The 25,837-nt window shown below is 57.8% G+C and carries 22 protein-coding genes; 9 read left to right on the top strand and 13 right to left on the bottom strand.

Annotated features, from left to right (window positions below; all coding sequences use genetic code 11):
- Positions 1 to 67: 67 nt before the first annotated feature.
- Positions 68 to 1,936 carry a PIG-L family deacetylase gene (locus ACZ5K9_RS04925; protein WP_464273308.1) on the top strand — a complete coding sequence of 623 codons (1,869 nt, stop codon included), beginning with the start codon at positions 68 to 70 and terminating at the stop codon, positions 1,934 to 1,936.
- 359 nt (positions 1,937 to 2,295) lie between these two features.
- Here ACZ5K9_RS04925 and ACZ5K9_RS04920 read toward each other — a convergent pair whose 3' ends face one another.
- The 11 genes from ACZ5K9_RS04920 to ACZ5K9_RS04870 all read right to left on the bottom strand — a co-directional run bounded on the left by ACZ5K9_RS04920 (position 2,296) and on the right by ACZ5K9_RS04870 (position 15,020).
- Positions 2,296 to 3,309: a GNAT family N-acetyltransferase gene (locus ACZ5K9_RS04920; protein WP_464273307.1), complete on the bottom strand. Its 1,014-nt coding sequence runs from the start codon at positions 3,307 to 3,309 to the stop codon at positions 2,296 to 2,298.
- A gap of 50 nt (positions 3,310 to 3,359) precedes the next feature.
- Positions 3,360 to 4,517 (bottom strand): glycosyltransferase family 2 protein, encoded by a 1,158-nt coding sequence (locus ACZ5K9_RS04915; protein ID WP_464273306.1) that lies wholly within the window; start codon positions 4,515 to 4,517, stop codon positions 3,360 to 3,362.
- Between the two features lie 565 nt (positions 4,518 to 5,082).
- Complete coding sequence (locus ACZ5K9_RS04910; RefSeq protein ID WP_464273305.1) at positions 5,083 to 6,285, bottom strand: class I SAM-dependent methyltransferase; 1,203 nt, start codon at positions 6,283 to 6,285, stop codon at positions 5,083 to 5,085.
- Positions 6,282 to 7,268 carry a radical SAM/SPASM domain-containing protein gene (locus ACZ5K9_RS04905; RefSeq protein ID WP_464273304.1) on the bottom strand — a complete coding sequence of 329 codons (987 nt, stop codon included), beginning with the start codon at positions 7,266 to 7,268 and terminating at the stop codon, positions 6,282 to 6,284. Before ACZ5K9_RS04905 ends, ACZ5K9_RS04910 begins: the two co-directional genes overlap by 4 nt.
- A complete protein-coding gene (locus tag ACZ5K9_RS04900) occupies positions 7,265 to 7,930 on the bottom strand; it encodes a CmcI family methyltransferase (RefSeq protein WP_464273303.1) in 666 nt (221 codons plus the stop codon). The genes ACZ5K9_RS04905 and ACZ5K9_RS04900 overlap by 4 nt, the downstream gene beginning before the upstream one ends.
- A 100-nt stretch (positions 7,931 to 8,030) precedes the next feature.
- On the bottom strand, positions 8,031 to 9,236 hold the full coding sequence (locus ACZ5K9_RS04895) for an ABC transporter ATP-binding protein (protein WP_464273302.1): 1,206 nt from the start codon (positions 9,234 to 9,236) through the stop codon (positions 8,031 to 8,033).
- A gap of 90 nt (positions 9,237 to 9,326) precedes the next feature.
- Entirely contained in the window at positions 9,327 to 10,148 is an 822-nt protein-coding gene (locus ACZ5K9_RS04890) for an ABC transporter permease (protein ID WP_464273301.1), read from the bottom strand.
- Between the two features lie 51 nt (positions 10,149 to 10,199).
- On the bottom strand, positions 10,200 to 11,513 hold the full coding sequence (locus ACZ5K9_RS04885) for a hypothetical protein (protein WP_464273300.1): 1,314 nt from the start codon (positions 11,511 to 11,513) through the stop codon (positions 10,200 to 10,202).
- Between the two features lie 175 nt (positions 11,514 to 11,688).
- Positions 11,689 to 12,177 carry a hypothetical protein gene (locus tag ACZ5K9_RS04880; protein WP_464273299.1) on the bottom strand — a complete coding sequence of 163 codons (489 nt, stop codon included), beginning with the start codon at positions 12,175 to 12,177 and terminating at the stop codon, positions 11,689 to 11,691.
- On the bottom strand, positions 12,170 to 12,655 hold the full coding sequence (locus tag ACZ5K9_RS04875) for a hypothetical protein (protein WP_464273298.1): 486 nt from the start codon (positions 12,653 to 12,655) through the stop codon (positions 12,170 to 12,172). The genes ACZ5K9_RS04880 and ACZ5K9_RS04875 overlap by 8 nt, the downstream gene beginning before the upstream one ends.
- A gap of 379 nt (positions 12,656 to 13,034) precedes the next feature.
- Positions 13,035 to 15,020 carry a tetratricopeptide repeat protein gene (locus ACZ5K9_RS04870; protein WP_464273297.1) on the bottom strand — a complete coding sequence of 662 codons (1,986 nt, stop codon included), beginning with the start codon at positions 15,018 to 15,020 and terminating at the stop codon, positions 13,035 to 13,037.
- A gap of 210 nt (positions 15,021 to 15,230) precedes the next feature.
- On the opposite strand from ACZ5K9_RS04870, the gene ACZ5K9_RS04865 reads away from it, so the two are divergent.
- The 8 genes from ACZ5K9_RS04865 (at position 15,231) to ACZ5K9_RS04830 (ending at position 24,324) form a co-directional block, all read left to right on the top strand.
- The gene (locus ACZ5K9_RS04865) at positions 15,231 to 15,950 is read left to right on the top strand and encodes a hypothetical protein (protein ID WP_464273296.1); all 720 of its coding nucleotides are present in this window, start codon (positions 15,231 to 15,233) and stop codon (positions 15,948 to 15,950) included.
- A gap of 13 nt (positions 15,951 to 15,963) precedes the next feature.
- Positions 15,964 to 16,875: a glycosyltransferase family 2 protein gene (locus ACZ5K9_RS04860; RefSeq protein ID WP_464273295.1), complete on the top strand. Its 912-nt coding sequence runs from the start codon at positions 15,964 to 15,966 to the stop codon at positions 16,873 to 16,875.
- A gap of 18 nt (positions 16,876 to 16,893) precedes the next feature.
- Positions 16,894 to 17,865, top strand: a complete 972-nt coding sequence (locus tag ACZ5K9_RS04855) for an NAD-dependent epimerase/dehydratase family protein (RefSeq protein WP_464273294.1) — start codon at positions 16,894 to 16,896, stop codon at positions 17,863 to 17,865.
- Between the two features lie 12 nt (positions 17,866 to 17,877).
- Positions 17,878 to 19,698 carry a hypothetical protein gene (locus ACZ5K9_RS04850; protein ID WP_464273293.1) on the top strand — a complete coding sequence of 607 codons (1,821 nt, stop codon included), beginning with the start codon at positions 17,878 to 17,880 and terminating at the stop codon, positions 19,696 to 19,698.
- Between the two features lie 14 nt (positions 19,699 to 19,712).
- Complete coding sequence (locus tag ACZ5K9_RS04845) at positions 19,713 to 20,882, top strand: glycosyltransferase family protein (protein ID WP_464273292.1); 1,170 nt, start codon at positions 19,713 to 19,715, stop codon at positions 20,880 to 20,882.
- A gap of 180 nt (positions 20,883 to 21,062) precedes the next feature.
- On the top strand, positions 21,063 to 22,439 hold the full coding sequence (locus ACZ5K9_RS04840; RefSeq protein WP_464273291.1) for a glycosyltransferase family 2 protein: 1,377 nt from the start codon (positions 21,063 to 21,065) through the stop codon (positions 22,437 to 22,439).
- Complete coding sequence (locus tag ACZ5K9_RS04835; protein ID WP_464273290.1) at positions 22,399 to 23,340, top strand: glycosyltransferase family 2 protein; 942 nt, start codon at positions 22,399 to 22,401, stop codon at positions 23,338 to 23,340. The genes ACZ5K9_RS04840 and ACZ5K9_RS04835 overlap by 41 nt, the downstream gene beginning before the upstream one ends.
- Before the next feature lie 3 nt (positions 23,341 to 23,343).
- The gene (locus tag ACZ5K9_RS04830; RefSeq protein ID WP_464273289.1) at positions 23,344 to 24,324 is read left to right on the top strand and encodes a glycosyltransferase family 2 protein; all 981 of its coding nucleotides are present in this window, start codon (positions 23,344 to 23,346) and stop codon (positions 24,322 to 24,324) included.
- 40 nt (positions 24,325 to 24,364) lie between these two features.
- On the opposite strand, the gene ACZ5K9_RS04825 is transcribed toward ACZ5K9_RS04830, so the two are convergent.
- Positions 24,365 to 24,793 carry a DUF2304 domain-containing protein gene (locus tag ACZ5K9_RS04825; RefSeq protein WP_464273288.1) on the bottom strand — a complete coding sequence of 143 codons (429 nt, stop codon included), beginning with the start codon at positions 24,791 to 24,793 and terminating at the stop codon, positions 24,365 to 24,367.
- 27 nt (positions 24,794 to 24,820) lie between these two features.
- Positions 24,821 to 25,597: a glycosyltransferase family 2 protein gene (locus ACZ5K9_RS04820; RefSeq protein ID WP_464273287.1), complete on the bottom strand. Its 777-nt coding sequence runs from the start codon at positions 25,595 to 25,597 to the stop codon at positions 24,821 to 24,823.
- Positions 25,598 to 25,837: the final 240 nt, after the last annotated feature.

The following is a 25,837-nucleotide window of genomic DNA, read 5'->3' as shown; positions in this document are numbered from 1 at the left end:
CCACGGGCGGGGTGATTCCGTCCATATGCCGGAAGTCAATGATTCCCCCTGAAGGGGCGATCCTCGGGTGATACGGTATCGGAGAGAGACTTTGCCCGCACCGACAGATCGGATCGGGGAAGATCAGCATACGCCCCGTCCCACCCAATCCCTTCCTCGTGCCCGAAGGGTTCTCGTTTTTGCTCCACATCCCGACGACGAAGTCTATGGATGCGGCGGAACGCTGTGCCTCTGGGCCCGCCGGAATGTGCCCATCACGGTCGTCGTCTGCACCCCGGGCGGCGAGGCCGCCGATCCCCTGATTCGCAAGGAGGAATCCCGCCGCGCGGCGAACATCCTCGGATACGGTCCGCCTGTCTTCTGGGATCTTCAGGACCGGCAGCTCCGTTACGGGGAAGGTTTGGTTCAGCGGATCCAAGGGTTTCTCGAGACCACCGAGGCCGACTGGATTTTCGTTCCTTCCCTTTCGGAAAGACACCCGGACCATCAGGCCTTGAGCTTGGCTGTTGCGGAAGCGGTTCGTCGCAGCCAGGGTAATCGGACCTTGGTCTTCTATGAGGTCAGCGCACCTCTGGTGCCGAACTGGCTTGTGGATATTTCCAGCACCATCGAGGCCAAAGATCAGGCCATGCGGTGCTTTGCCTCGCAAGAAGCTTTGAACGCCTATCGTGAGCGCATCTTGGGTCTGAACCGCTACCGGGGGTTCGGCGGAGATGCCGACTGTGGATGGGCCGAGGCCTTTTTCGTGGTGGAACAATCGCAGTTGCACCAGGGCTTGGGTGTGATTTATCGAACCTTTTTGGACCAACGGGCGGAGGCCGGCGCTGCGGTGGACGCTTCGGGGCTTCCCTTGGTGAGTGTCATCGTCCGCAGCATGGATCGCCCCTGTCTGAGGGATGCCCTGCAATCCTTGGCCGATCAGATCTATCCGAACATCGAGTTGGTGGTGGTCAACGCCAAAGGGGGCCCGCATGGCCCTGTGACCCCGTGCCGTCCGTGGTGGAAGGTCGTTGTGACGGAGGACCGAGGACCCCTCGGGCGAAGCCGAGCGGCCAACGTGGGTTTGGACCATGCCCAAGGGCGCTATCTCATGTTCCTTGACGATGACGATCTTTTGCTGCCGGACCATATCTCTCGGTTGGTGGAGCGGCTGTCTGCCGCCGACGGTGAGGTCCTTGCGGCGTACGCAGGGGTTCGCGTCGTGGACGAGGCGGGACGGGTTCTTTTGGAGTATGACCAGCCGTGGTCCTTTGCCCGACTTCTCGCAGCCAACTATATCCCGAACATGGCCCTGCTGTTCGACCGACGCCTTGTGGACGAAAAAAAGTGCCGGTTTGACGAGTCTTTGGAGGTTTTGGAGGACTGGGACTTTTTTCTTCAACTGGCCGCCCATGGGGATTTTTGTCATGTCCCGGGCATTTCGGCAGTCTACCGATACGGCTTGGGAACCTCGGGTCTTTCCCGGCAGCGCCAGGAAGACTACTACCGTGTCCATAGAGCCCGCGTGATCGCCAAATGGGTGGAACGGCTCGGCATCCCCTCCATTGATGAATCCCTCTATGTGCTTTCCCAGCTTATGGATCACCTTCGGGCGGAAAGAGACCAGGCCCGCGCCGAAATCCAGGCGAAAGAAAGCCTTCAGAAAGCCCTTAGCGAACAGGTGGACGCGCTGACAAGCGGAAAAGCCAGCTTGGAACAGCTCGTGCAGGCGCTCCAGCAGGAGATCGCCGAAAGGGCCAAGGCCCAGGAGGAACTGACGCATGGGCTCGATGAAGCGCACAGGCGGCTGGCCGAACTGGAGCAGCGCGCACAATCGGCGGAGGCGCTCCTTCGGGAGATTTACAATTCCAGATTTTGGAGAATCACCCGGCCCCTTCGGGAAGTGATGCGTTTCGGCCGGTCCCTCTTGAAGCCTTTTTTTCCGCATTCTTCTTGAACCTTGGGATGGCGCGCCCCATTCGTTTGGCGCAAGATGGCGTTGATCACGGAGGGTCTGGCAGAGATCATCGGATCCTCTTTGTGCGGCAGAGCGGCCCGTCGCATTTTCACACGGCTTCAGCCCACGCCGTCTCGTTCCACGAATTGAGTTTAATCATTACGCGCTAGCCCCATCGGGGGGTCCTTTGTCCGTCGGGGTGCCCGCCGTGGTCGCCCCCGTTACCGGGCGGGGCCATGATCCGAAGCACCGCGTTGGATAGGCAGGATGAACTGCCGTTCCCCAAGGCGGGCATCGGTTCCCAATCATGACGGCAAAGCAGAGAGCCACGGCAGGGATCGCGGGGATTCAGTCTATTGTCAAAAAAGGTCCGCATCCGCCATGGTGCTGTAAAAGTGGCGGGCCGCTTCACGGGGGGAGAGAATCGGTGACAGCGGCCGCTGGACGTAGGCTGGAACGATTTTCAGCGCTTCTTGAGCGGGCCGGAACCCGAGACCCAAAAACAACTCTTCAAGACGAGCGTGCTGGGGAACCCAGGCTTCGAAAGCCACCGTGCCTTCGGACATCAAGTCCGTGCAGCTCCGATGAACCAGCGCCATGGCCACGTCGTCTGTCCCATCCCAGAAAATGTCCACAAGGGTGGCCTGCCGGTCCGTGATTTTCCAGACCACATAGCCGCGCAGGCGGCGTTGCCAAAGCCGCCGGCAGGTCCAAACATGGTAGCCTCCCCGTGGATGGTGGAGAAAACGCCAGCGAAAATAGGCCGCATCGCGACGCACCGAAAAAGGGAAAGCCTTGCCGGCCAAGCCGCAAAGGGTGTGGAGGTCCTCCTCGGTGGGGATTTCCCGGGCGATACGCCACCATGGGAAGGCTTTCTTCGGTGTCCTGCCGGAACTGAACTGCAAGGGGACCAAGGACCGGGGCAAGGGTTCATAGCCGAGCATGAGGTGCCCCAGGCGGTAATGTCTTTCCCCGGGGTAGCCGTAGATGAAAGCAATGTGAGCCCCCGGGGCCTCATGGGCCAAGAAATGCTCCACAAGCCGGACGAAGAGACCCTTGCGGCCGGTGAGAACACCCCGATACCTCGGATGGGACATGTTGTCCACGGCGTGGAGAATGCGCAAGGGGCGGCCATGATAAAGGGCCGGATAAGGAATGCCGCCGAAACAGGCCACAGGATCGCGGTTTTCGGCGTAACAGAGGGTCATGAGCACGCCGAAGGGGTTGTTCTCCAGCTTCCAGCGCCGAACCTCGGGATCCAGCGGGCGACCGAAGGCGCTCTCCCACAAGGCGCTGAACGCGTCGACCTGTTCGGGGCCGAAAGGCCGCAGCCGAAAAACGCCTTGGGGTGTGTCCAAAAACTTGTCCTCCACGAGAGTCTCCGCAGCCTTGTCCGGCAATGAAGAGGGTTTTTTACGGATGGCTATTTTTTCGTCCATTCCCAGACCGCAAGGGTGCCGAACTGAGGGCTCCTGAGGCGGCAAAAATAAGTTCCCGGCGCCAAATTCACCCAAATGGATTCCGGAAACGTGAAAGTGTCCCCGGGGAAGTCGGCTTGAGCAAAGGGGATGAAAAGAGGTGACACGGCAAATTCCAGGTAGAGGGGCCGGGGGACGTTTTCCGCTACAGGGCACGAAAAGGTTGGGGGGACGGTGGTTTGTTCCCAACGAAAGACAGGGGGCTGACCAGGCCTTCTCAGGGCGCTCCATGGAGAGTCCACACTCGTGTCGGCGTCGGGTCCTTTCCCGTAAGGTAGGTTCGCGGGGTCCTTCGCCCGCATGATGGCGTCGACGGTCGATCCGGGAGGATCAGCCCGATAGTGCTTGGCATAGAACGCTCGATGGGCGGCGGCCATCAATGCGGCTTTGGGGGTTTCCGGTTCGGGCGACTGATTCCAAAAATGCACGGCTTCGGCTCGAGGGTCACACAACGGGGCATGGGCCGCTTGTAAAGCTCTCAGGCTGAGGTCAGAGTCTTCGTAGTACAGGAAAAAACGCTCGTCAAACACGGCTCCATCCAGGGAAGCCAGGGCGGCTCGGTCCACCATCATGAGGGCTCCCGACAGGAAAGGTTCAGGAAAAGGGGCCTTTTCCGACCAGAACCGATCGTGGCGCATGATCCAATACCATTGCAGGATCTGAGCGTCGAGGGGGTGGTGTCGGGCGAAACGCACGGCGCAATCCCACCAGAGACAGGCTCCGGTCGCCGGAGGAAGACGAAATCGTTTGTCCGGATCCCAGTAGAAGCGCGGGCCCACGAGAGGGGCGTTGAGTGTGCACGCCGTCTCGTACAGCCGCCACACACACGAAGCCTCCGGGCGCACATCGGGGTTGATGACCGCCACGTGACGATGGGCGGCGCGCCGGATGCCTTCGTTGACGGCGGCGGCAAAACCCATGTTTGTCGGAAGAGGCACGTACCGGAGATGAGGGCCGACAAAGGTCTTCGGATCTGTGGGATCATTGGAACTGTTGTCGACGACGATGATTTCGCGGACCGACGGATCCTGAACCAGATGGGGCACCAGAGAGGCCACCAGAGCGCCGGTGCGGTAATTGACGACGAGGGCAGTGACACTCATGTGTCTTGTCTTCCTATAGGGGCGACCCTTTGCAGGGACATGCAAAGGGTCGCTTGGTGGTGTCGTGGTCGCAGCATATCCCCGGGGTTCGTTTCACTGCCAAGGGCATAAGTCTTGCCCGAGCAGCCGAGCCGGAGGCGCGAGAGCGCTCCCGTGCAAAAAGATTTGCCGATCCCCATGCATCATCCCTTCCTGTGCAAAACGCGTCGTGGAGGAATAGGCTTCTGGTCTTCGCCCCGCGCTCGATCATTCAGAACGCTCGTCCGCGCGATCACAATGCTCCATGGGAAGGGCCCGCGTCCTTTCGGAACCTTGGCCCGCGGTCTCAAAGGGTCGCATCTGCCGCCGCCCAGGCGAGATGTCTGGAGGTGTTCGGCCTCCCTTGGGGGAGGATCGTCCTCGACTCCACGATTTGTCAAATCCATGGTCGGCCGGCCGGTGCCGATCTGTCGCGTGCTTGACATGACCGCCAAGAGGAGGTCCGCCGTCCACACCACGCCGATGCACCAAAAAACAAAAAAAGCCCCACGTCGCAAGCATGAATACCGCCCCCTTGGGGAGTCTCCTAAGGGGCTGTTCGCGCGCGAACCAAAAACCCATCGGTGCACAGACTCTCCTCGTGAACCTCAACACCTCGCAGCGCTTTCAAACTCTCAAGGAACGCTCGGCCTTGCGGGGTAGGTTCGGGCCGGCGTCGGTGGAAAACATCGATGATGAAACCGGCCTCGACCAAAGCTTCCCGCAAGCTTTCCTCCGTGAACCACCGCAGATGTCCTCGACTCAAAAGGCCCTCGGGAACATAAGTCCAAATTCCTTGGAGCAACGCACGCACCACCGTCCAATGGCCGATGTGAGGAACACTCAGAACCAGGAAGCCTTGGGGTCGGAGTAGGGTGCGAATTTTTGCCAAAGACGTCCAAGGATCCACCAAGTGTTCCAAAACGTCTCCGCAGTTGACCAGGTCAAAAGGACCGTCCTCGATGACGGCCTGTTCAAAAGACTGTTCATAGATGCGGTCGTAACAATGGGCCGCCGCACGAGCCTGCTGCGGATCGGGTTCCACCCCCACGAGATAGAGGGAGGATCGGGACTGCCGAAGGGTTTTGCCATAGAGCCCTGTGGCGCAGCCTACGTCCAAGATTTTGTGCACGTGGGAGGGGACCAAGGCGGCCAGGTCCTCACGCGGCCGGTCATGGGTCGGGCCGAACACATGAAAAAAAGCGCCAGCATCCACCAAGCCGCCGCTCCCGACCACAGTGAGGAGCAGGTCGGTGACTTTTGCGGAGGGGGCGGCGCGGCTTGCCGCCTCCAGGACCTCCCTCGGGGTGAGGAAGCATCGCCCGTCCAAGACGGAGACCCTCGGCGCAACCTCGTCTGTCTGAGCGGCCAAGTGCTGAGCGACTTCCCAATAGGTGGGGAGGTCCCAGTAAGGGAATGGAAGCCGGACGATTTGAGGCGGCCGGCCGTCGGAAAAAGCCGGACCGATGGTGGACGCCGATTTTTCGGCGGTCTCAGTCAGACGGTGAAGACCAAAGGGGTTGAGGAGGATCGTAGGGTCGGCGACGCAGAGGACCAAGGATTGGCTTGTTTGGGCGAGCACCGATTCGGCTGTCGTGGCTGCGTCGTAGAAGAGCCATTGAGCCGCAATGGGGCCGGATTCCGTGGCTTTTCGGCTTTGCTTGAGGCAGAAAGACATGGTGAAGGCGTCGGGCGCCGCCAAAGAAGAATGCAACTCTCGGGGCCACCACACACTGAAACGGGGTGTCATGCCGGCGGGATCCTTTCGGGGCGGAAGAGGCGATAGGCAGGGGTCCGCACCGTGAATGTGGAAATGTCTCCGCGCAGGTGGTGGCCTTCTTCCAAGGGGATTTCCGCTCCCCACACGTCGCATTCACGGCACAAAGGCAGGTTTGTGAGATCTCCTCTGAGGTGGGCCGCACGATGGGCCACAAGGTCAGGCCCGTGCCGGAACACATCCAACACGGACTCTTGATCGAGGCTCCCTACGGGGACATCTAGATGAATATCCTCACAGCACAACCCCATACGACCGTCCCAGGCAATGACGACCTGTTTCCACAAAAGAGCGCAGGGGCGAAACGGAGGCGGCTGTTGAGACGGAGGCCAGAGTCGGCGCGATCCGATGGGGCGAAAGGTAGCCAACGTAATGGTTTCCGCATAGGGAAGCCAGCGGTCCACAAAATCGTCCGCTTGTTCCACCACGTGGGGATAGAGGACCATGTTCAGTGAAAGAGAGGGTTTGCTGGAACCGGTCTGACGCTTGCGGTCGATGAGGTGTCGCACATTGTGTTCGATGAGTTCCAAGGAGGCGTTACGCCGGACCGCATCGTGGGTTGCAGGGACAACCCCGTCGATGCTCAACGCCAAGAAGTCCACCTGGAGGTCCAGAAGTTTTTCCGCCCACGCGGCGTTCAGCAGCATCCCGTTGGTCATGAAGCCGACTTTGATGTGAGGCAGCCGTACCGCGTGAGCGAGGAGATCCTCCAAGTGCGGGTACAGAAGGGGTTCGCCGGCGCCGTGGGTGAGGAGATCGACGGGACGAGACCAGTGGGCCAGCTCATCCAAAACTCGGCGCCACAGCCGAGGGCTCATGAACCCGATGGGGCGGCGCCTCGGGGCACCCTCTCCGTGGAAATGGCAGTGGAGGCATCGAAGGTTACATGCGTTCGTCACTTCGAGGATGACCGCTTCAGGATACAGGTCGGCATGGGTGGATAAGGGCTCGTTCATCGGATTCGCTTCAAGTATCCGTAAGGGTTGAAGGTCAAGCCGAAACGTTCCCGGCGTCGATCCGGGACAAATTGGGGGTGATTCCGCAGGAAGATCCGCACGGCCTCCATCGGACCCGGACCGAAATCCTCCAAAACCGGGTGACCGTTGATGTTCGTGTCTTCCACGATGAGGTAGGATCCGACGGAGACCAAGGGGGCGTAGAGTTCAAGTTCTTTGAGGACGTGGTCCTGACGATGATCGGAATCCAGCAGAACCAGACGCCGGGTGTACGGATCCACGAGTTGGGCGACCTGGGCGACCGTTTCGGCGGAGGTGGAGTCGCCCGTGAGGTAAGTGATGCGCGGGTGCTTGGGGCGTTGGTCATAAGGGCGGATGTCCACGGAGAACACGTGACCGTGCTTCATGGCCTCACACACGGTGGCCAAATACAGGGCACTGCCTCCATAAGCCGTCCCACACTCCACAATGGCCTCCGGGCGGGTTTCCCAGAGAATTTCCTGATAGACCCACAAGTCCAGCGGGCATTTTAGAGTGGGGACACCAAGCCAGGTGCACTCATGCCAGGGACCCGGGGCTTCCGGTGGACGACCGTAGAAAAGTCGGGCGAAGGCAAAGCGAACGCCGCGGGTCCACAGTGCGCCGATCGTCCCGCTTTCCATTATTCGATGAAAGGTCTTGAAGAAGCCGGATCGCGTCCAACACGGAGAGGACGGCGGGGCGGCATCCGCAGAAGGGTGACTCAAAGACGACAAGCAATTTTTACGCATCACATCGAAATTCCCAATGGCGGTGGAAGGTGAACCGGCCGATACCCCTTTCACTGTCGGCTATCCGCACAGAACTTAAGTGTTTCGCTTCATACCACAAGAGCCCGGCTGTGTCACCCACGGCGCCTGTAATGCGGTAAACACCTTGGCGCAAAGGCAGACAGGGGACGCGAAGGCGCACAAGGATACGTTGGCCTGCGTGAAATGGGCCGGGGTGGACGCGATCGTGATGGGTGGCCGCTGCAGCGAGGATTTCTTCGGAAGCATCGACAATGGCGAAACCGAATTGAGGCGCCGCGCCGTCTCTGAGACAACGCACGCGCATGCAGAAAGTCATTTCCGCCAATGGGATCAGCACCTCAGTGGGTTGGCCGGAGGCGTCTTCGATCCAGAGGGATTCGATGAGGCAGTCCACGCCGGCCGGGACTTCGGCCGGCCTCTCGGGCGGATGCTGATCTCGGATTCCGGCGGGACGTGAAGAGCGGCTGTGTTCTTCATAAGCAGAAACCACGGCGCCGGTTTCGCCGATCATGCGCACGCGCCCTGCATCCAGCCACAGGACCTGATGGCACAATTCACGGACATGGTACATGGAATGGCTGCAGAAGACGAGGGTTTTGCCTCCGGCGCGGAAATCCAGCATGCGGTCGATGCACTTGCGCTGGAATGCGATATCGCCCACGGCGAGGGCTTCGTCAATGACGAGAATGTCAGGGTCGGCGCTAACGGCAATGGAAAATGCTAGACGAACAACCATACCTGAAGAATAGGTTCGCACGGGGCGATCGATAAACTCCCCGAGATCGGCGAAGGCGAGAATATGAGGTTCGAGGGTGCGGATGTCATCGGGCCGGAGGCCGATCAAGGCCCCGTTGAGGGCGATGTTTTGCCGTCCGCTGAAATCGGGGTGGAACCCTGCCCCGAGTTCGAGAATGGATGTCACGCGGCCGTGCACCTGGAGAGAACCTCGGGAGGGAGTCAGGGTCCCGACGATGAGCTTGAGCAGCGTGGACTTGCCCGCCCCGTTATCCCCGATCACCCCAAGACAGGTTCCGGAGAGGACGGAAAAGGTCACATCATCCAAGGCTCTGTAAAGCTGATGGCGCGGACGACGAAAAACGGCCTCCCAAAAGCGATGGGATGGATGCGCATAAAGCTTGTAGTCCTTGGAAAGGTTTTTAGCCTGGATGCGGATCATGGTCTGTGAAAAAATACCTTTCACGCCTTGAGGGCTGGCAAGGAATCGGCGGAAACAAGAAAAGACGTCATGGTTGTTGTCCGGGCATGGTTAAAGCACGTCCCCGAAAGCGTTCTTGGATCGACGAAAGAAAAGGAAACCGGCGACATAACTTACGGTGGCAAGGCCCACGATGCCAGCCACAAGACGCCATGGAAGCGAAGAAAAGAAAAAGATGTGGCGATAACAGTCCACAAAAAACGTCATGGGATTGATGTGAAGAAAAAGACGGTAGCCTTCCGGGACAAACGAGAGAGGATAGAGGATGGGTGTCGCGTAAAACCAGATGGTGAGGGCGATGCGAAGGATTTCATGAACGTCCCGGAAGAACACGGTGAGGGCTGAGAGGATGTACACCAATCCCGCAGTGAATAAAACCTGAGCCGTAAAAACCAATGGAAGAAAGACCCAGACGCTTGACACAGAGCGGGCCCAGGCAAGGTAAAGAGCAAGGCACAGGAAGCCGACACTGTTCAAGATGTGGGCGGCAATCGTGGAGGAGAGGGGCAAGAGCTCCGAGGGAAAGGCCACCTTCGTCACCAAGACGGCGTTATCCAGGATACTTCGGCACCCTCGCTCGAGGGATTCTGAAAAAAAGAGCCAGGGAAAGAAACCCGTAAGAAAAAAAAGGATGAAACTGGAAGTTCCCTCCGTGAGCTCGTTGAAGCGGACGCGAAAAATCACATGAAAAATGAAGCTGTATACGGCGATCTGCGCCATCGGATGGGCGAAGGTCCACAGGAGGCCGCCCATAGAGCCGGCGTAGCGGCTCGACACCTGATGGGCGATAAAAGCTTTCAGAAGGGAGGTCTCGCGAACCGGAGCAAGCAGGGAGCGGATAAGAGCCGATAGTGGGGATCCAAAAAGGGGCATCAATACAGGGGGCGAGGGAAGCGGCCGCTTGGCCGCTTCCCTGCAGATGTCTTATTGGACGGTGATGTCAAAGCCGGTGTTCAGACCGGGGTCTGCATCCCAGCCGACCCAGGCAGGATCCGGAGTGCCGTCCCACGGTGTACGGATACCATCGTATGGAGCGTAGTCACGATTGGTGACTGAAGGCACACCCACTGGGAAGTCGGCGAAGCTGAACCGGTTGAACGGACCAGGATCGACGGCCGTCTGCAACGAGAAGAGGCCTTGCGGTCCGACATTGATCACGAACGGAATGACGGGCGGATAGAAACGGCCCGCATTGTTCAGTGACGCAAAGGAGTAGCGGATCCAGCCCTCGGGGAACGGGATGATAGAAGGGAGTGCTTCGACCCAGAAAATCTCAGTGCACATGCTCGTCACAGGGGCCGGGGAGAAGACGCTGAACTTCTCGGTCAGGTCAAAGATCTTAGCAGAGGCGTCGGCGCAGTTCCTGGGAGCGGTCGCACCCAAAGGATACCAGAAACCGCCGTAAACGGCTCTCTGTCCAGTAACCTTGGTCGGGAAGGTGAAGAAATGGAACGTATGACCTTTTTCGTCATTGTTATAATAAGGCAATCGGACCGTTCTCTTGGCCAAGAGGTCTTCCAAGCGCAGAAGGCCCATGGAGCTCTGACCAGGCAAGCCTAGCCACGTTTCTTGGCCGGCGTCGATCCACACTTTATTCTGATAGTTGTTCAGCGCGACAGGCTTCAGAGCGAAGCTGTCTGTCGTGCCTGCCCAAGAGACGTCGGCATAGCCGGTAAGGATGTTCCTTGGGTAAGCCGCAGGGGGCAATGGGGCATTGTTGCGAGCCACACTGCCATCGGCCAGCGTGAGGTTGTAATACCAGTTGAACGGTTTACCTGTCACTCCCGGGGAGGACGGTGTCGGGTTCGTTGCCGCGTTGATCACGTAAGCGTAACCGAGAAAGTTGTTGTCAGCTTTGTCGGTCGTAGGGACGAGTGCCTTCACCATGGGGTTTTGCGCAGAAGCAAACACGCCGACTTCCACAAGGACACTGTCGTCCGTGCTCTTCATCACGACAGCTCCCATGGCGGGGTCGTAAGACAAAGTTCCCGTCCAGACGTCAGCGGGGGATAGGAAAATCAAGAAGTCCAAAGTCTCCTGGCTGTTCTTCCAGCTGCGAATCACGAGCTTGGCTACGGTGCTGTACATTTCGCTGGTGTTGATGACGGTGAATTTTGTGGACCAGCCGCCATCAAGGGCGACATAAAGCGGGAAAATCAGGGCGTCGCCTTGTCCCGACGGGGACACGTTCATGGCAAAGGCAGGCGTCGCCAGCATAAAGGCCAAAAGCAGTGCCACCGAAAACTTTCCAAATCTTTGCATCTCTTACCTCCTCGATTGCATCCAAAATTCGATCTTGTCCCCTCGTCGTACCGTCGCTGTTACTCTTCTCGGAAGACCGTTCGGTCCCACCTCCTTTCGTGTTGAAAATGAACGGAATGACACATCAGACCTGGCAGCACCAGCCGGGCGCTCACGACCCCGGGAAAGCGATGGGGTCGCGAAGCAGATGATACCATTGCCCGGAAACCTTAACCCAGCGGTCCTTCATTCCCACCCGGACGATCTCACCGTTGTCGTCCTTTTTGATGAGCCACATGGGCACTTCGACAAAATCGGGGGTCCGCTGTTCGATGGAGAAAACCTCCACGCTTTCCAAACGGAGCTTGGTGACCACGGACCAATAGGCCCCATAACGGCCGAGAGAGTGAAGATAACGGAAATGAGGGGCTTCGGCATTATAACAGAAGTCCCGCTCCCCTCTTTGGAAAGCCTTCCAGTACTGCGCGAACCTCTCGGCAAGGTCCTTTTCGGGCCATGTGGCCTTCGATGCGCCGCCCTGCGGCTCGTGGTAGACAATAAACGGTGTTTCTGAGGCATAAACGAAAGACGCCACGAAAAGGACAACTAGCCCGCTCAGCGCGATGGTGTGAGTTCTTTTCCGTATCCCTATTCTACTCACGGGCGCCCCTTTCCGTGACGGCATATTTGCTTTTCAAATCCCGGCACAGGGAAGATGCAATCTCCGCTTGTTTCATTTGAAGCAACTTCTCTTTCACCCTCTCGTGGACCGGCGGCAGCAACTCCGCAGTTCGCGAACTGTTGTCGGAAGTAACCCCCTGCGTGAGATCGTTAAAGTCTTCAAAATGCGCTTTATAGTACGATTCCACAACGAGTGGGTCAAGCACATAATTTTTGAGGGCTTGATCGAAATAGGCCTGGGCTTTGGCCAAAACCGTATGGACCGGCGCCACGGGGCGAAAATCCTGGGGCGTGGACAAATGCTCCCGGTCCGCCTCCCGGGCCAACAGATAGGCACACACGGTGTAGCTTTTGATTTCTTCGTCCGGCGCCTCAAAGGCCGTATGTTCCGTGAAAAATTTCTTCATTTCCTCGACCTGCGCCACCGTGACGGTAAAGCCGTCCGGCGCGGAAGCCACAACATCCGATGAGGCTCCCTCACCGTTCGCGCAACTGAGTGGAAAAGCGAAAGCTATGATCAAAACAAACGCAAAAACTCCAAAGCACGCAAACGAGCTCCGCAACCACAACCGCTCGATACCCAATGGGAACACCCTCCTTTGCTCCTGCGCCGGCGCGGCGATCCGACCCGGCGGGAAACCGTGTCACATGCGACAGTGAGCAGCGTTTGCACATCTCATGCCGTGTCCAACCTGCGGGATGCCTTCCGAAGCGGCAGGCGCGACCGACCTTTCACCGAGCATCACCTCATCCCCCAGACCTTTGTTGCGTGCAGAACGTAACCACTTGGTTCGATTGAACCAGTGATGCCCATTTTTGACCATATTCCGAGCTCACTTATGGCTGACGCTCTTCCTGTGCCCCAGGGGGCGAAAGTTTGTCAAGATAAAAAGAGACGCGCTCATCTTGGGGATGCCTTTCTTTTAAAAGGCGTAAGATCGCCATGGCCTCTTCCCCATGGCGGGCGTCCATGAGCAGAACCGCTTTATGAAGGAGCGCCTCAAAGTTTTCAGGCTCCAAGTTCAGAGCCTTTTCTACAGCTTCCAGGGCCTGGGAATGCCGTCCTTGCGCTCGGAAAACCAAGGAAAGGTAGTAAAACGACTTGGCGTTTTTGGGGAAGCGTCGGGTGAGGTCCTCCAGGATCTGCCGTGCCTCCTCATATTGACCCGCCTGGTAGGCGAGAGCCGCCAAGTTCATGGCCGGCCCCTGCATTTTCGGCGCATGGAGGAGCGCGGCCTCGTAACACTCTCGAGCGCGATGCGCCATCCCCATGCGATGGAAGGTCATACCCAGGTGCTGATAGAAAGCCGCCTTGCGGGGATCCAAGGCAATGGCCGTGGAAAAGTACGAAAACGCGGATTCGAGGCGCTGCGTCCGGGCGGCCACCATTCCCAGGTTGAAATACACGTTGGGTCGGAAGGGATCCACGGCGAGGGCCCGCACAAGGGCCTTTTCGGCCTCCTGCAGCCGGCCGGCTTCGATGAGATGTCTCCCCAAGTTATTCAAGGCTCGGGCGTTCCGGGGGTTGCACGCCGCCGCCTCGTTCCACAAAGCGACGGGATCCTGCCAGACGCGATTTCTTTGATAGGTGGCCGCTCCCAGGAGGACCAACACGGTGCATGCCACGATCACAGGGATGCGATGATCGGACCCATAGGGTCGGCTGAGGATCCACGCCAGGATCCACCCGAAGCCGGCGACGGCCAGATACAACCGGTGTTCAAACATGGCATCCCGAATGGGGATGATGGAAGACTCCAAAGACAGGGTGGAAAAAAACCACAGGACGCCGAGACTGACCAAAGGGGCCCGGCGGCGGATCCACCATGCCCCCGTGAGAAGACCCACGAGGAGTCCCGCGGCCGGCAGAGTCCACCCCTCGAAGAACCGATGGACGAAGGGATGCTGAGGATCCACACACTGATGCAACGGCACGAGCACCAGGCCGATGTAGCGGCACAGGACGGTGAGTTGTGTATAGAAATAGGATGTCCGGGAGACCCGCAGGGTTTCTCGACTGAATCGATCCACATCCTCGAGGAGATCTCGAGCGGCCCCGTGGGTTCCGGAGAAGAGGCCGACATTCCACAGGATCCCCACCAAGGCGAGTGAAGCCGGCATAAGGATCCACGGCCCCCAGCGCACCCAAAAGCGACGGTGCCCGGTGAATAGGAGGACCTCCATGGCGAGCAGGCTCAAGGGGAGCGTCAGGGCGTTTTGCTTGCAAAGAAAGGCCCCATAGGCGCATCCGCACACCAGGATGCCGAAACCGAGACGGCCGTTTTCACGAAATCGAAGGAAGGCCCACACCGCCGCCAAGTAGAACAGGGCCATGAGTGAGGTGTATCGCTGCGTGATGTAAGTGACGGCTTGGGTTTGGACCGGGTGGAGCAGGAAGAAGGCCGCGGCGACAAAAGCGGGCCACAACGTGACGGGACTCGTCACAGGCAGTTCTTTTTCCCGACCGGCTGTCAGATGAAAAAGCCTTCCGGCCACAAAGTAGGCGAGGATGCCGTTCACGCAATGGATCAGAAGATTGACCCCATGAAAAAACACGACACGTTGGCCATGCAGGTGCCATTGCAGGGCGAAGGTAAGATCCACGAGGGATCTGGAGCGGGTCAGAAGGGTTTTCCCCAACAGCTCCCGGAAATTTTCTATGATGGGGTTTCCGATGAGCACATGGTAATCATCGAACACGAAAGGGACGTGGAAGCTGTTACTGTAGGCGATGACGGCTGCGCCCACCAACCCGGCCAGGTGAACCGTTGGGGAATTCGCCCATGACCTCCAGAGGGGTTTGGCTCGCGGCTGTTCGGACATTCCAGACTGTCATCCACCAAAGAGTTGTGGGGTGTCGTACGATCCCGCCCCGGTGCCGCCTCAAAGGACCACAGAAGGTTCTTCCTTGTCAAGCCGGCGGGATGGTGGTAACAACCTTCAAAATTCACAGCCACAGCTGAAAGCACAGGCTGACGAGAGGTGAAACCGAGGCCCGTGAGGTTCCCATCATCAGCACGCACATCTAGGGAAATGATGCTCTTGACCCTCCTCGGGGTGGTCTTGGGGGCTCTTGTGAGCGGATCGATCTGGGCTCTGGACACGGAACCCCCTCCCATGGTGGTGAAGAAGATTTTCGATCCCGCTTCCGGCGCTCTTCCGGCAACACCAACTCCCCGCGGACCGGAAACCACACAGACTGTAGTGGTCACCGGCATCATGCTGGTCGGAGAGGAAAGAAAAGCGTTGATTGTGGAAAAAAAGTCCCCACAGACGGGTGGGACGTCGGCCTCCGGACCGTGGTTTCGTGAGGGAGACACGGTGGGGGGGTCGTTGGTGGAAAAGATCACGGACACGGGTGTGGTCTTAGCCGCAGGGGCGCAAAAAGTTTTCATCCCTCTGTTTGGGACGGCCAAGGATCGGCCTCAACCGGTGACCGTATCAAGGCCGGCCGGCGGCCCCGGATCGACGCCCGGTCCGATGGGGGCGCTTTCGGGGGCCCAACCGAAAGAGCGGCCCATACCAGGGGCGCCCACAGGGCCGGAGAGACCGTCAGCTCCCGGGGAAGCGGAACAGACGCCCGCAGCGCCTCAGGTGCGGGAGGGGTCACCGGTTTTGCGCGAAGCGAGACCCTCGGCTGAAGCCCATCCGACGGGATTTCCCAATCCCTTCCTTGAAGCCGTGCAGAAAGCCCGCCAACAGCAAGAGTCTCAGACACCCGGTCACGGGATCTCGGGTTCCCCGTCCCAATAGGATGGAGATCGGCATGGTCACGCGGTCCGCGGCGGTGGATGTCATCGTCGTTTGTTACCACAGTGTGCCTTTTTTGGTCCGTTTTTTGGATTCTTTCGAGCAGCACGAAGGAAACCGGCCGGAGTGCCTCATTCACGTGGTGAATAACGGCCCGGCGGACCCCAGGTTGTTCCAATGGGCCCAAAGCGGGAGGATTCGACTTTACCAGAACTCCACCAATCTAGGCTACGCCCGGGCCATCAACAAGGTGCTTGCCTCGACACAAGCGCCTTACGCTTTGATTCTCAACCCAGACGTTCTCTGGACAATGCCCATTGTGGACAAAATGTGTGCTCTCATGGAACAGGAGGTGAGGGTTGGGATCATCGGGCCGAAAATCCTCAATGAAGATGGAACACTTCAAGGATCCGCCCGGTCTTTTCCGACCTGGAACACAGCCCTTTTTGGTCGGACGACCCTGATGACGCGTCTTTTCCCGGGCAATGCCTTTTCGCGGGCCAATGTGCGCGACGAGGACCTGTCGAAGCAAGGCGGCTATGCCTCTGTGGATTGGTTGTCCGGAGCCTGTCTGTTCGTCCGGCGGCAAGCCATCCAGGACGTGGGAGGCATGGACGAAGGATTCTTTCTCTACTGGGAAGACGCGGATTGGTGTCGACGCATGTGGGCGGGCGGCTGGCAGGTGATCTATTGGCCGGAAGTGTCCGTGGTGCATACGAGTGGTGTGAGCAGCCGGGTGAGGGCCTTCGGCGCGGCGACGGCGTTTCATCGCAGTGCCTGGCGCTACTTTCTGAAACATCGTCCGCGGCACTGGCAGTGGGCGGATCCCTTGGTGGCCGGCGCTTTGGGATTGCGACTTTTAGGCGTCCTGGGGATAAAAACCGTTCAAACATGGCGGGCACGGTTAGGGGCCAAACCTCGGCACTGAAAGGATACGGCGTTCATCATGAGGGTCGCGATCACAGGTGGGGCGGGTTTCATCGGATCTCATTTGGTGGATTATTTCATGGCGCGCGACGCGGAAGTTTGGGTCGTGGACGATCTCTCCACAGGAAATCTCAAGAACATTGCCCAGCACTTCGGCAATGAACGATTTCATTTCGAATTGGGCTCCGTGTTGAATGAGCCGCTCATGGATCGAGTTGTGTCCCAATGCGATCACGTCTACCATCTGGCGGCTGCGGTCGGGGTCAAGCTCATCATGAATCGCCCTGTGGAAACCTTGGAGACCAACGTGCGGGGCACGGAAGTGGTGCTGCGATGCGCCAACAAGCACAAGAAAAAAGTTTTGATCACGTCGACCTCTGAGGTTTACGGGAAGGCCATGGACGACAACGGGGGAAGTCCGCTCAGGGAGGACGACGATCGGGTTGTGGGGCCGACCACAAAAAGACGGTGGGCCTATGCCTGCTCGAAGTCTTTTGATGAATTTCTGGCCCTCGCGTACTATGAGGAAAAAAAACTGCCGGTGGTCATCGTCCGGCTGTTTAACACGGTGGGGCCGCGTCAGACGGGACAATACGGCATGGTGATCCCCAACTTTGTGCAAAAGGCCTTGCTGAATAAGCCCATTATTGTCTATGGCGACGGGACGCAGTCGCGTTCGTTTCTCCATGTGTCGGATGCGGTGGAGGCATTGGTGCGTCTCATGGCGGAGCCGCGGGCGGAAGGGCAAGTGGTCAATGTGGGCAATCCCCAAGAGGTGACCATTGCCGAATTGGCACTGATGGTGAAAGAAATGACAGGAAGCAATTCCCCCATTGAATACCTGCCCTATGAAAAGGCCTTCGGTCCCGGCTTTGAGGACATGAAACGGAGGTGCCCGGAGATTTCCAAATTAAAAGAACTCACAGGATTTCAACCATCCTGGGATCTCCGTTCCATCATCGAAAGCGTGATCAACTATTACCAAAGCTGATGGAGAGACGTGATGCCCATGGGCTGGGATCAATTTCGGTGGCTAGGCGCCGCGGTGGTGCTCGTGTCCTTCGTGCTGACGGTGGCGGTGATTCCCCTTGTCCGAAAATGGGCTCAGGCTGTCCACTTGGTCGCCAAACCTCGGGAAGACCGCTGGCACTGTAAGGCGACCCCCCTCATGGGGGGGGTCGCCATCGGCATCGTGCTCTGGAGCGTTTTAGGGGGTCTATGGGCCTTGGGATGGATGAATGAAGACCTTGAGCGCATGTGTGGCTTGTTTTTGACCACAACCGCCATGGGTCTCATGGGCCTTCGAGACGATAAGAAACCTCTCCCTTCCCAAACGAAACTGATCTTTCAGATCATTATTGCGTCCATAGTGGTTTTTCTGGGTTTTGAAAGCCAATGGTTCGTCTCCAAGACAGCGAACCGTTTTTGGAGCATCCTGTGGATCGTGGCCATGACCAACGCGTTCAACCTGTTGGACAATATGGATGGCTTGAGCGCCGGCGTGGCATCGCTTGCCTGCTTTTTCCTTCTTGCGGTGGAGGCTGTCAGCGGCCAAATGTTTCAGCCCGTGCATCTCGTCCTTGCGGGATTGCTTGGGGCCCTTCTCGGGTTTTTATTGTACAACTTCCATCCCGCCTCCATCTTCATGGGCGACTGCGGAAGCCTGCAGGTGGGGTTCCTCCTGGGAGTGGCGACGACGCAAAACCATATGTCCCAGCAGGGGTCCCTGTTACCGGTTTTGGCGGTGCCGCTCTTCATCTTTTGTCTCCCTCTTTTTGACATGCTCTTGGTGGCGGTCATGCGCCCTCTTTTCGGTCGCTCCATCAGTTGCGGCGGTCGAGACCATACGTCTCATCGATTGGTGGCCATCGGGTTCTCGGAACCCAAAGCGGTTTTGTTCCTCTACGGTTTTTCAGCGCTTGGCGGTTGCCTTGGGCTCCTTATGGCCGTTTCACCGATGCCGACTTTGCCCTGGGCCGTGGTGTTTATGCTCTTCTGCGCGTTTCTTGCCATGCAATTGGCAAAAGTGCGCACCTACGGTCCGGGGGAAAAGAGCCTCCTGGAGAAAAGTGACTCGTTGACCGTTCTCTGGATCCAGTGGACGTATAAGAAAAGGGTTTTCGAAGTTCTCTTGGATGTGTTTTTGGTGGCCTTTACCTATTGGCTATCCTATTATCTACGCTATGATCGAGCCGCTTATGAGGCGGCTTTTCCATTTTTTCTTAAGTCCCTTCCTCTGGCCATTATCTGTTGCATGATTTCCAATATGGCTTTGGGGTTGTATCAAGGGATATGGCAATACACAGACACGCAGGACTTAATGCTCCATGCCGCCACCGTGACCGTCGGTGTGGGGATGACCATTCTTGTTCTCGTTTTTCTTTACGATTTCCACGGCTACTCCCGAAGCACCTTCATGATTTTCGGAACCCTGTGGCTGTTGGCGCTCGCGGGCTCCCGAGTGGCCTTTTGTTTTCTTTCGGATTTTTTTCAGGGGCTGTCACGAAAAAATGGGCTGCGCGTGGCCATTTACGGAGCGGATGAGCGGGGCGCCCTGATTCTTCGTGAACTGCTGCGCGACAGCTCACGCCAGGTGTGCCCGGTCGGATTCATCGACAATGACCTGAAAAAACAAAACGCCAGGATCCTCGGCTACAAAGTGTTGGGGCCATGGGAAGCGATGGGGGACTTGGCTCGGCGCCACCGCATCGGAGAGGTCGTGGTGCCTGCCGACGCGTTTGACAGTCTTCCGTGGCCCCTCCCTCATGGCTCTGCGGGGTCTTCCGATCTCGTGGTCCGACGGGTGGAAATCAAAATCACGTAACGGTGGTGGGGTTGATGGTTGGTCCGGTGGCGTTGATTTGCCCCGAGCCGATTCGGGAGCGAATTCAAGGCATTGGAATTCGTTTCTGGGAAATGGCCGAGCTTTTGAGAAAGCACGGCCATGAGGTGATGCTGTGGGTGCCCAATGAAGACATTCCCCCGGACAAGGCTTCGGGAACGGCGAGTCTATGGAGCCCGACCTTTCGAGATTTCCTTAGAAGAGCTCGGGTTGTCGTCCTCCATGGCCATATTTCGGAGATCTACTTTGACGTATTAGCCCAAGAAAGCCTCGGGGAAGGCCCACCTTTGGTGGTGGATCTTTATGATCCTTTCCTTGTGGAAAACCTCCAGTACACACCGCTCTTGGGAAACGAGGTTTTTTATCGAGATCGGTCCGTGCTTTTTCGCCAATTACTTCATGGGGATTTCTTCCTGGCGTCCTCGGAAGCGCAGCGTCTTTTCTATATCGGAATGATGATCGGATTGGGACGCCTGGAGCCGGATGTGTATCATGAAGATCCGACGTTGAGGGCGATCATTGACATTGCCTCTTTCGGGGTGCATCCCGAGGACGCCGAGCAGCTGGAGAGGCTGCCCGGGAAGTTGAAGGGGAGTGTTCCCGGCATCGGTCCCCAGGATATCGTGGTATTTTTTGGCGGAGTGTATGATTGGTATGATCCGGTCCTCCTCCTGGAGGCACTCACGGGGTTGGTGGAGGACGGATGGCCCTTGCGCATGGTGTTTTGCTTGAATCCCAATCCTGAGACGACTCCGCAAAAGAAACTGGCGGAAGTGCGCCGATGGGCGGATGCGCGGCATTGGACGGGGCGGTTCGTTTTTTTCATTCCGTGGTTTCGCTACGAGGAGCGCTTTCATTTTTACCGGGATGTGGATATCGCCGTGGGGCTTCATCGACCGTCCCTCGAAAGCGATCTGTCCTTCAGAACGCGGATTCTGGATTTTATGAATGCGGGCTTGCCCGTCGTGGTCACGGAAGGGGGGAAGCTTCTCAAAAGGTTCGTGAAGCGGGCTGCGGCATCGTGGTTCGTCCGGACCATAAGGAAGATCTCCACAAGGCTTTTCTCTTTTATCTCAAACAGCCTGAACAGCGTCGCCTCCATGGCCGTCAGGGAAGGCAATGGGTTCAAAGCCATCTCACCTGGAGCCAAGCCTTGGAGCCTTTAGTTCGTTTTTGCAATAAGCCCCGCAAAAGCTCTCGAAGCGCTGCGGGATCAGCAGAACCGGTGCGGAAGCCGCCTCAGGGCCTCCTGGAAGGCTTCGACGCGCTGAGACGACACTGGAGCGTTTTCGGGTGGAGGGCTTCTGTGCGTCGAGCGTGGGATTTGTGGCGAACAAGGACTCGACATGGCGGCCTCTCGTAGACCTCGGTTTTCCGTGATCATTCCCTCCTATAACGGTGCGGAACTGCTCCAATCCTGCCTTGAGTCTCTCTTGGACATGCATGAGCCGGCAGGAGGGCACGAATGGATTGTGGTGGACAACGGTTCAACCGATGGGACCGTCGACCACCTCCGTCAGCGATTCCCACAGGTCAAGGTGGTGACTTTGCCGCATAACAGGGGCTTCGCCGGGGCGATTACCGCAGGGGTTCGCAAGGCGGAAGGGCAATATGTGGTTTTCCTCAACAACGACATGCGCGTTTCCCGGGACTGGTTAGGAGCCTTTGAAGAAGCTTTGGGACAAAGCGGGGCTCCCTGTGCCACAGGCAAAATTTTGGACCGAACCGGCACTCGGATCGATTTTGTTCAGGGGCTTTTGCTCTTCGATGGGCATGCCCTCCAGCGGTATCAAGGGGCCGACGCGACGTTGTTGGCGTCGTGGAAAGGATGGCGGCCGACGTTTATCGCCTGCGGCGGGAACATGGCGATCCGAAAGGACCTCTACCTTGCCCTTGGGGGATTCGATGCCGATTTTTTCGCCTACACGGAGGATGTGGACTTTTCCTGGCGCCTTCATGTCGCAGGTCATGAAATTGTCTTTGTCCCGGAGGCGATGACACGCCATGACCATCAAGCGACATCCAACCGATTCGGTCCGTATCGGCGGGGTTTTTTGTACGAACGGAATGCTTTTTGGTGTCTGTATAAGAACATCGATCCGATCTTCTTTCACCCCATGGTCCATTTGGCGTGGGTGACCCTGCTCCACCGAACGCGGTGCATTGCCGCCCTTCATGAACCCCGCTGCGCCACGTGGTTTGCCGATCCTTTTGCCTCTGCCGAAGGCCTCTTTGAGGACCTCTCCACCGTCCGCCAAGGTCGCCTTGAGGAAACAGGCAGGGCATGGACGCGTTGGACGCAATGGCTTCGTAAAGGCTTGAGAAGCCTTGAGGAACGAGGCCTTCGGGAGACCTTGAACCGCGCTTTAAGGGTTCTGCACGAGCAGAGACAGGCCCACGGGACGGCACGGTCCCAGGATCCGCCCAATCGGGCACTTCATCCGTACATTCTGTCTCAACTCCAGGCGCTGTGGGCGATAACCGGGGGATTTCGTCAGTTGCAGCACAAAAGGCAAAAAGTTCAGGCGCAAAGGAAAGTGTCCGATCACGTGTTGTTTGAGAAATTCCCGCCTTGGGTGGTCACCACCTACCCCGGTGACGAGGAGCTCCTGAATGCTCCGTGGTTCCGGGATCAGCTCCCCAAAGAAATCCCTTTCCGCTACGGTACCTTGGAGGATGTTCATGGAAACACCGCGGTTCAGCGTCATCATCCCGACCTATAACCGTTCGAGAATCCTCGAAAAGACTTTGGACGCGCTGCTGTATGAGCAGCACGGCGAACTTCCCCCATGGGAACTCTTGGTCGTGGATGATGGCTCGACGGACGACACCCCGGTAGTCCTTCAGAAAAAAAGCTCGAAATTTCCTCTGAGGTTCAAGGCTTTTCGTCAGAGCAATTTGAAGCAAGGGGCGGCACGGAACCTGGCCATGAAACAGGCGCAAGGGGAACTGTTCGTCTTCCTTGGAGACGACATTGTCCCTTGCCCGACATTCCTATTGAGACATTGGAAGGCTTACGAGGAGTTGGGGAAGCCCACGCGGCATGCGCTCATCGGCCAGACTCAGTGGCACCCGGACATACGGCCGAGTCCCTTTCGCACGTGGATCGGCGAATGGGGACTGCAATTCGGATTTCGTCTCATTCAAGATGCGGACAATGTCCCGTTCCAATTTTTCTATACCTCGAATCTGTCCTTTTCCAGAGACCTTTATGACGATTACGGGGGTTTTGACGAGAGCTTTCGGGAATATGGCTGGGAAGACATCGAGTTGGGCTACCGCTACATGCGATTAGGAGGCATGCGGTTGCGCTACGATCCCTCGGCCGTGGCCTACCACCACCACCGTATCACGCTGCGTTCTTTTTGCGACCGACAGCGTCGTGTGGGGTTTTCGGCTTTGCGGTTTGCCCAGCTGCACCCAGAACTCAAGGATTTCTTGCACTTGGACGCACCAGCCCCCTTCGGCCCGTGGATCAAACCCCTCCTTTGGCCCCTCGCACTCACATTGGAATGGTGTGATGAGTGCCTGAAATGGATTCCTTTGACGCTGACAGAGCATCTCATGCGGGCGTGTTATGTGGAAGGGATGGCCCAGGCCCGGCGCCAAAAGATTCAAGGATAGAGCATGGATGGGGTGACGGTCATTGTCCTGAACTGGAACGGCAAGGTGCTTCTTCAGCGGTGTCTCGAGGCTCTGCGTCGCCAAAGCTACGCCGACTTTCGGGCATGGGTTGTCGATAATGGGTCTACTGACGGAAGTGTGGAGTGGGTTCGATCGCAGCACCCAGAAGTCGTGGTGTGGGCTTTACCGAACAACCAAGGATTTTGCCGGGCCTACAATGAGGCCTTGCGCCATGTGACGACGCCGTATGTGGCTTTACTCAATAACGATGCGTTTCCTTCGCCCGGATGGCTTCAGGCTTTGGTGGAAGCCCTGGACCGGCATCCTTCAGCGTGGAGTGCCGCGTCAAAGATGGTTTTCGATCAAGACCCCGGGCGGATTGATCGGGCTGGAGACGTCTATGCCCTGGAAGGGGCCGGCTTCATGCGGGGGCGAAACGCCCCCACGAGCTCGTATAGCCGGGAAGAGTGGGTTTTTGGCGCGTGCGCCGGGGCCGCCCTGTATCGGACGTCGGTAATGCGGGAATTAGCTTTTTTTGATGAGGACTTCTTCATCCTCCATGAAGATGTGGACCTGAACTTTCGGGCCCAACTGCGCGGATATGGGTGCATCTACGTTCCCCGGGCGCTGGTCTATCATCGAGCAGGGGCGAGCGTGGGAAGAGAATCGGCCAGTGCGGTGTATTACGGGCATCGTAACGTGGAGTGGGTTTACCTGAAAAACATGCCCTCTGCGCTCCTGGCAGTCACGTGGCCCATACATCTGCTCTACATTGTGGGTGCCGCCTTATTCTTTTCCAGTCACGGGCGTTTCGGGGAATTCATGGCGGCTAAAAAGGATGCGTTCCGACAACTCCCACGGGTCCTGGCGAAGAGGAGAGAAATTCAAAGGTATAGAAAAATCTCGACTCTCCAGCTTTTTAAACTCCTCGATTTCGGCTCTATGGGCGCACGGCTCCGGTCCAAGCTTATCCATCGGCGCTGAAAAGACTGTGAAAAATGGCAGAGGGCCGGAGGTCTTCCGGTCAGAGGACTTTGGTGATCTCTGTGGGCTGGTCCACAGCTTCTTTTTCCAAGGGCTCCTGGTCACCTTCACGTGGGGTTTCTTCTTCCCTTACAGATTCCAGGCCGGCTTCCAGAATGGCGACCCTTTGAATGAGGCGCCGAAGCTGTTGTTCACGGCGACAGCGGTCCAAGTCTTGGGTGAGGCTTTTTACGAACAAAAGAGCCAAGCTGATGATGACGAGAAGGATGGGTGGGTAATGAATGCCCAGGAAGTTGCCGATCTTATCCAAGATCTTGGGGAAAAACCCTAAAATCAAAGCGCCGACGGCCACAGACAACCACCACAGGGCATAATGTATTTGCAATCGATCCCGCCGCACCAAGAGGAGAATGCTTAAGGCGAGCGACACACCGATGATGGCTGAGGTCCACTGGGCATGAGGCGACATGGAAGCATCCTTTGCCGTCCAATGAGGTCAAGCTGTGGGTGCTCTGGAGTCCACTTGACCGAAAGACACGTAGGTTCTTTTACTGAGACCGAGAATGCTGGAATAGAGAAGATACCAGCAGACCACGCCCCAGTGGCGGAACACTCGGGAAGCCCCGTGGCGTCGGCGGCGCATGGCCACAGGGACTTCCAGAATGCGCAGTCCTTCTTGTCGAGCCAAGAGCAAGACCCCCAAATCCTGGTAATCCAAGAGCGTTGCCCGTTCAGAAGCGAGAAGGGAGATGGCTCTGCGGTTGAGAGCCCGGAAGCCGGACGTGATGTCCAGAACATGAAGGGTTGTCAGGTGTCGGAAGAATGCCCACGCTACCCGCCGGGCAACACTCCCCCTTTCGGGGCATGAGCCGATGACGATGTCAGCCTCGTCCGCCAGTACTGGCTGCACAATGTGATGTATTTCCTTGGGATCATGTTGCCCATCGCCGTCCAGCGTCACGGCGAGGGAACAATTGGAGCGGGCGGCCAGGCGCAGGCCGGTCTGGGTGGCTCCCCACGCCCCAAGGCGAACAGGGAGCGTGAGGGCAATGGCCCCGTGTTTTTCCGCCTGGCGGCGCGTGTCATCCGTACTGTGATCGTCCACGACAATGATGGAGAATTCATCAAGTTGTCGGCACCTCGCCACGACCTCCCCAATGGTGTGGCCTTCGTTATACGCTGGAATGATGATACATCTCGGCTTAAGGAGCTGAGCCGCTTTCCTCCTATAAACGAAACTTCGGACGCGGGAACGCTTAAAGGATTCTCCCATGCATTATTTCCACAAAATGTTCGTGCCTGCGCCCATCACACCATCCATGTGAGATCGGCTCTAGTGCTTTTCGCACGCCGCTACGTTTCTTTCCGGTCGCTGCTGACGGGGAGCCTTCCATGGTGCTCAAGGGAGACGCCCGTCGGCACGCGAACCGTGTCTTGCACCACCCCCACAGGCCCTTTGCAAAACCTATGAAAACCACGCGCCCGGAACAGACAGCACCGCGCATGGCTTTCA

The sequence above is a fragment of the Desulfosoma profundi genome (assembly GCF_055387865.1).
Note: the sequence above shows the minus strand (reverse complement) of the source record. Positions and strands in the feature narration are given on the sequence as shown.

What these genes read in the sequence shown, in the direction of transcription:
- ACZ5K9_RS04820 (WP_464273287.1), bottom strand. Translation starts at nt 25,597, where the DNA reads ATGGGAGAATCCTTTAAGCGTTCCCGCGTCCGAAGTTTCGTTTATAGG.
- ACZ5K9_RS04915 (WP_464273306.1), bottom strand. Translation starts at nt 4,517, where the DNA reads ATGAGTGTCACTGCCCTCGTCGTCAATTACCGCACCGGCGCTCTGGTG.
- ACZ5K9_RS04865 (WP_464273296.1), top strand. Translation starts at nt 15,231, where the DNA reads ATGATGCTCTTGACCCTCCTCGGGGTGGTCTTGGGGGCTCTTGTGAGC.
- ACZ5K9_RS04855 (WP_464273294.1), top strand. Translation starts at nt 16,894, where the DNA reads ATGAGGGTCGCGATCACAGGTGGGGCGGGTTTCATCGGATCTCATTTG.
- ACZ5K9_RS04910 (WP_464273305.1), bottom strand. Translation starts at nt 6,285, where the DNA reads ATGACACCCCGTTTCAGTGTGTGGTGGCCCCGAGAGTTGCATTCTTCT.
- ACZ5K9_RS04890 (WP_464273301.1), bottom strand. Translation starts at nt 10,148, where the DNA reads ATGCCCCTTTTTGGATCCCCACTATCGGCTCTTATCCGCTCCCTGCTT.
- ACZ5K9_RS04845 (WP_464273292.1), top strand. Translation starts at nt 19,713, where the DNA reads ATGGTTGGTCCGGTGGCGTTGATTTGCCCCGAGCCGATTCGGGAGCGA.
- ACZ5K9_RS04825 (WP_464273288.1), bottom strand. Translation starts at nt 24,793, where the DNA reads ATGTCGCCTCATGCCCAGTGGACCTCAGCCATCATCGGTGTGTCGCTC.
- ACZ5K9_RS04900 (WP_464273303.1), bottom strand. Translation starts at nt 7,930, where the DNA reads ATGGAAAGCGGGACGATCGGCGCACTGTGGACCCGCGGCGTTCGCTTT.
- ACZ5K9_RS04905 (WP_464273304.1), bottom strand. Translation starts at nt 7,268, where the DNA reads ATGAACGAGCCCTTATCCACCCATGCCGACCTGTATCCTGAAGCGGTC.
- ACZ5K9_RS04835 (WP_464273290.1), top strand. Translation starts at nt 22,399, where the DNA reads ATGGAAACACCGCGGTTCAGCGTCATCATCCCGACCTATAACCGTTCG.
- ACZ5K9_RS04840 (WP_464273291.1), top strand. Translation starts at nt 21,063, where the DNA reads ATGGCGGCCTCTCGTAGACCTCGGTTTTCCGTGATCATTCCCTCCTAT.
- ACZ5K9_RS04895 (WP_464273302.1), bottom strand. Translation starts at nt 9,236, where the DNA reads ATGATCCGCATCCAGGCTAAAAACCTTTCCAAGGACTACAAGCTTTAT.
- ACZ5K9_RS04870 (WP_464273297.1), bottom strand. Translation starts at nt 15,020, where the DNA reads ATGTCCGAACAGCCGCGAGCCAAACCCCTCTGGAGGTCATGGGCGAAT.
- ACZ5K9_RS04850 (WP_464273293.1), top strand. Translation starts at nt 17,878, where the DNA reads ATGCCCATGGGCTGGGATCAATTTCGGTGGCTAGGCGCCGCGGTGGTG.
- ACZ5K9_RS04830 (WP_464273289.1), top strand. Translation starts at nt 23,344, where the DNA reads ATGGATGGGGTGACGGTCATTGTCCTGAACTGGAACGGCAAGGTGCTT.
- ACZ5K9_RS04860 (WP_464273295.1), top strand. Translation starts at nt 15,964, where the DNA reads ATGGTCACGCGGTCCGCGGCGGTGGATGTCATCGTCGTTTGTTACCAC.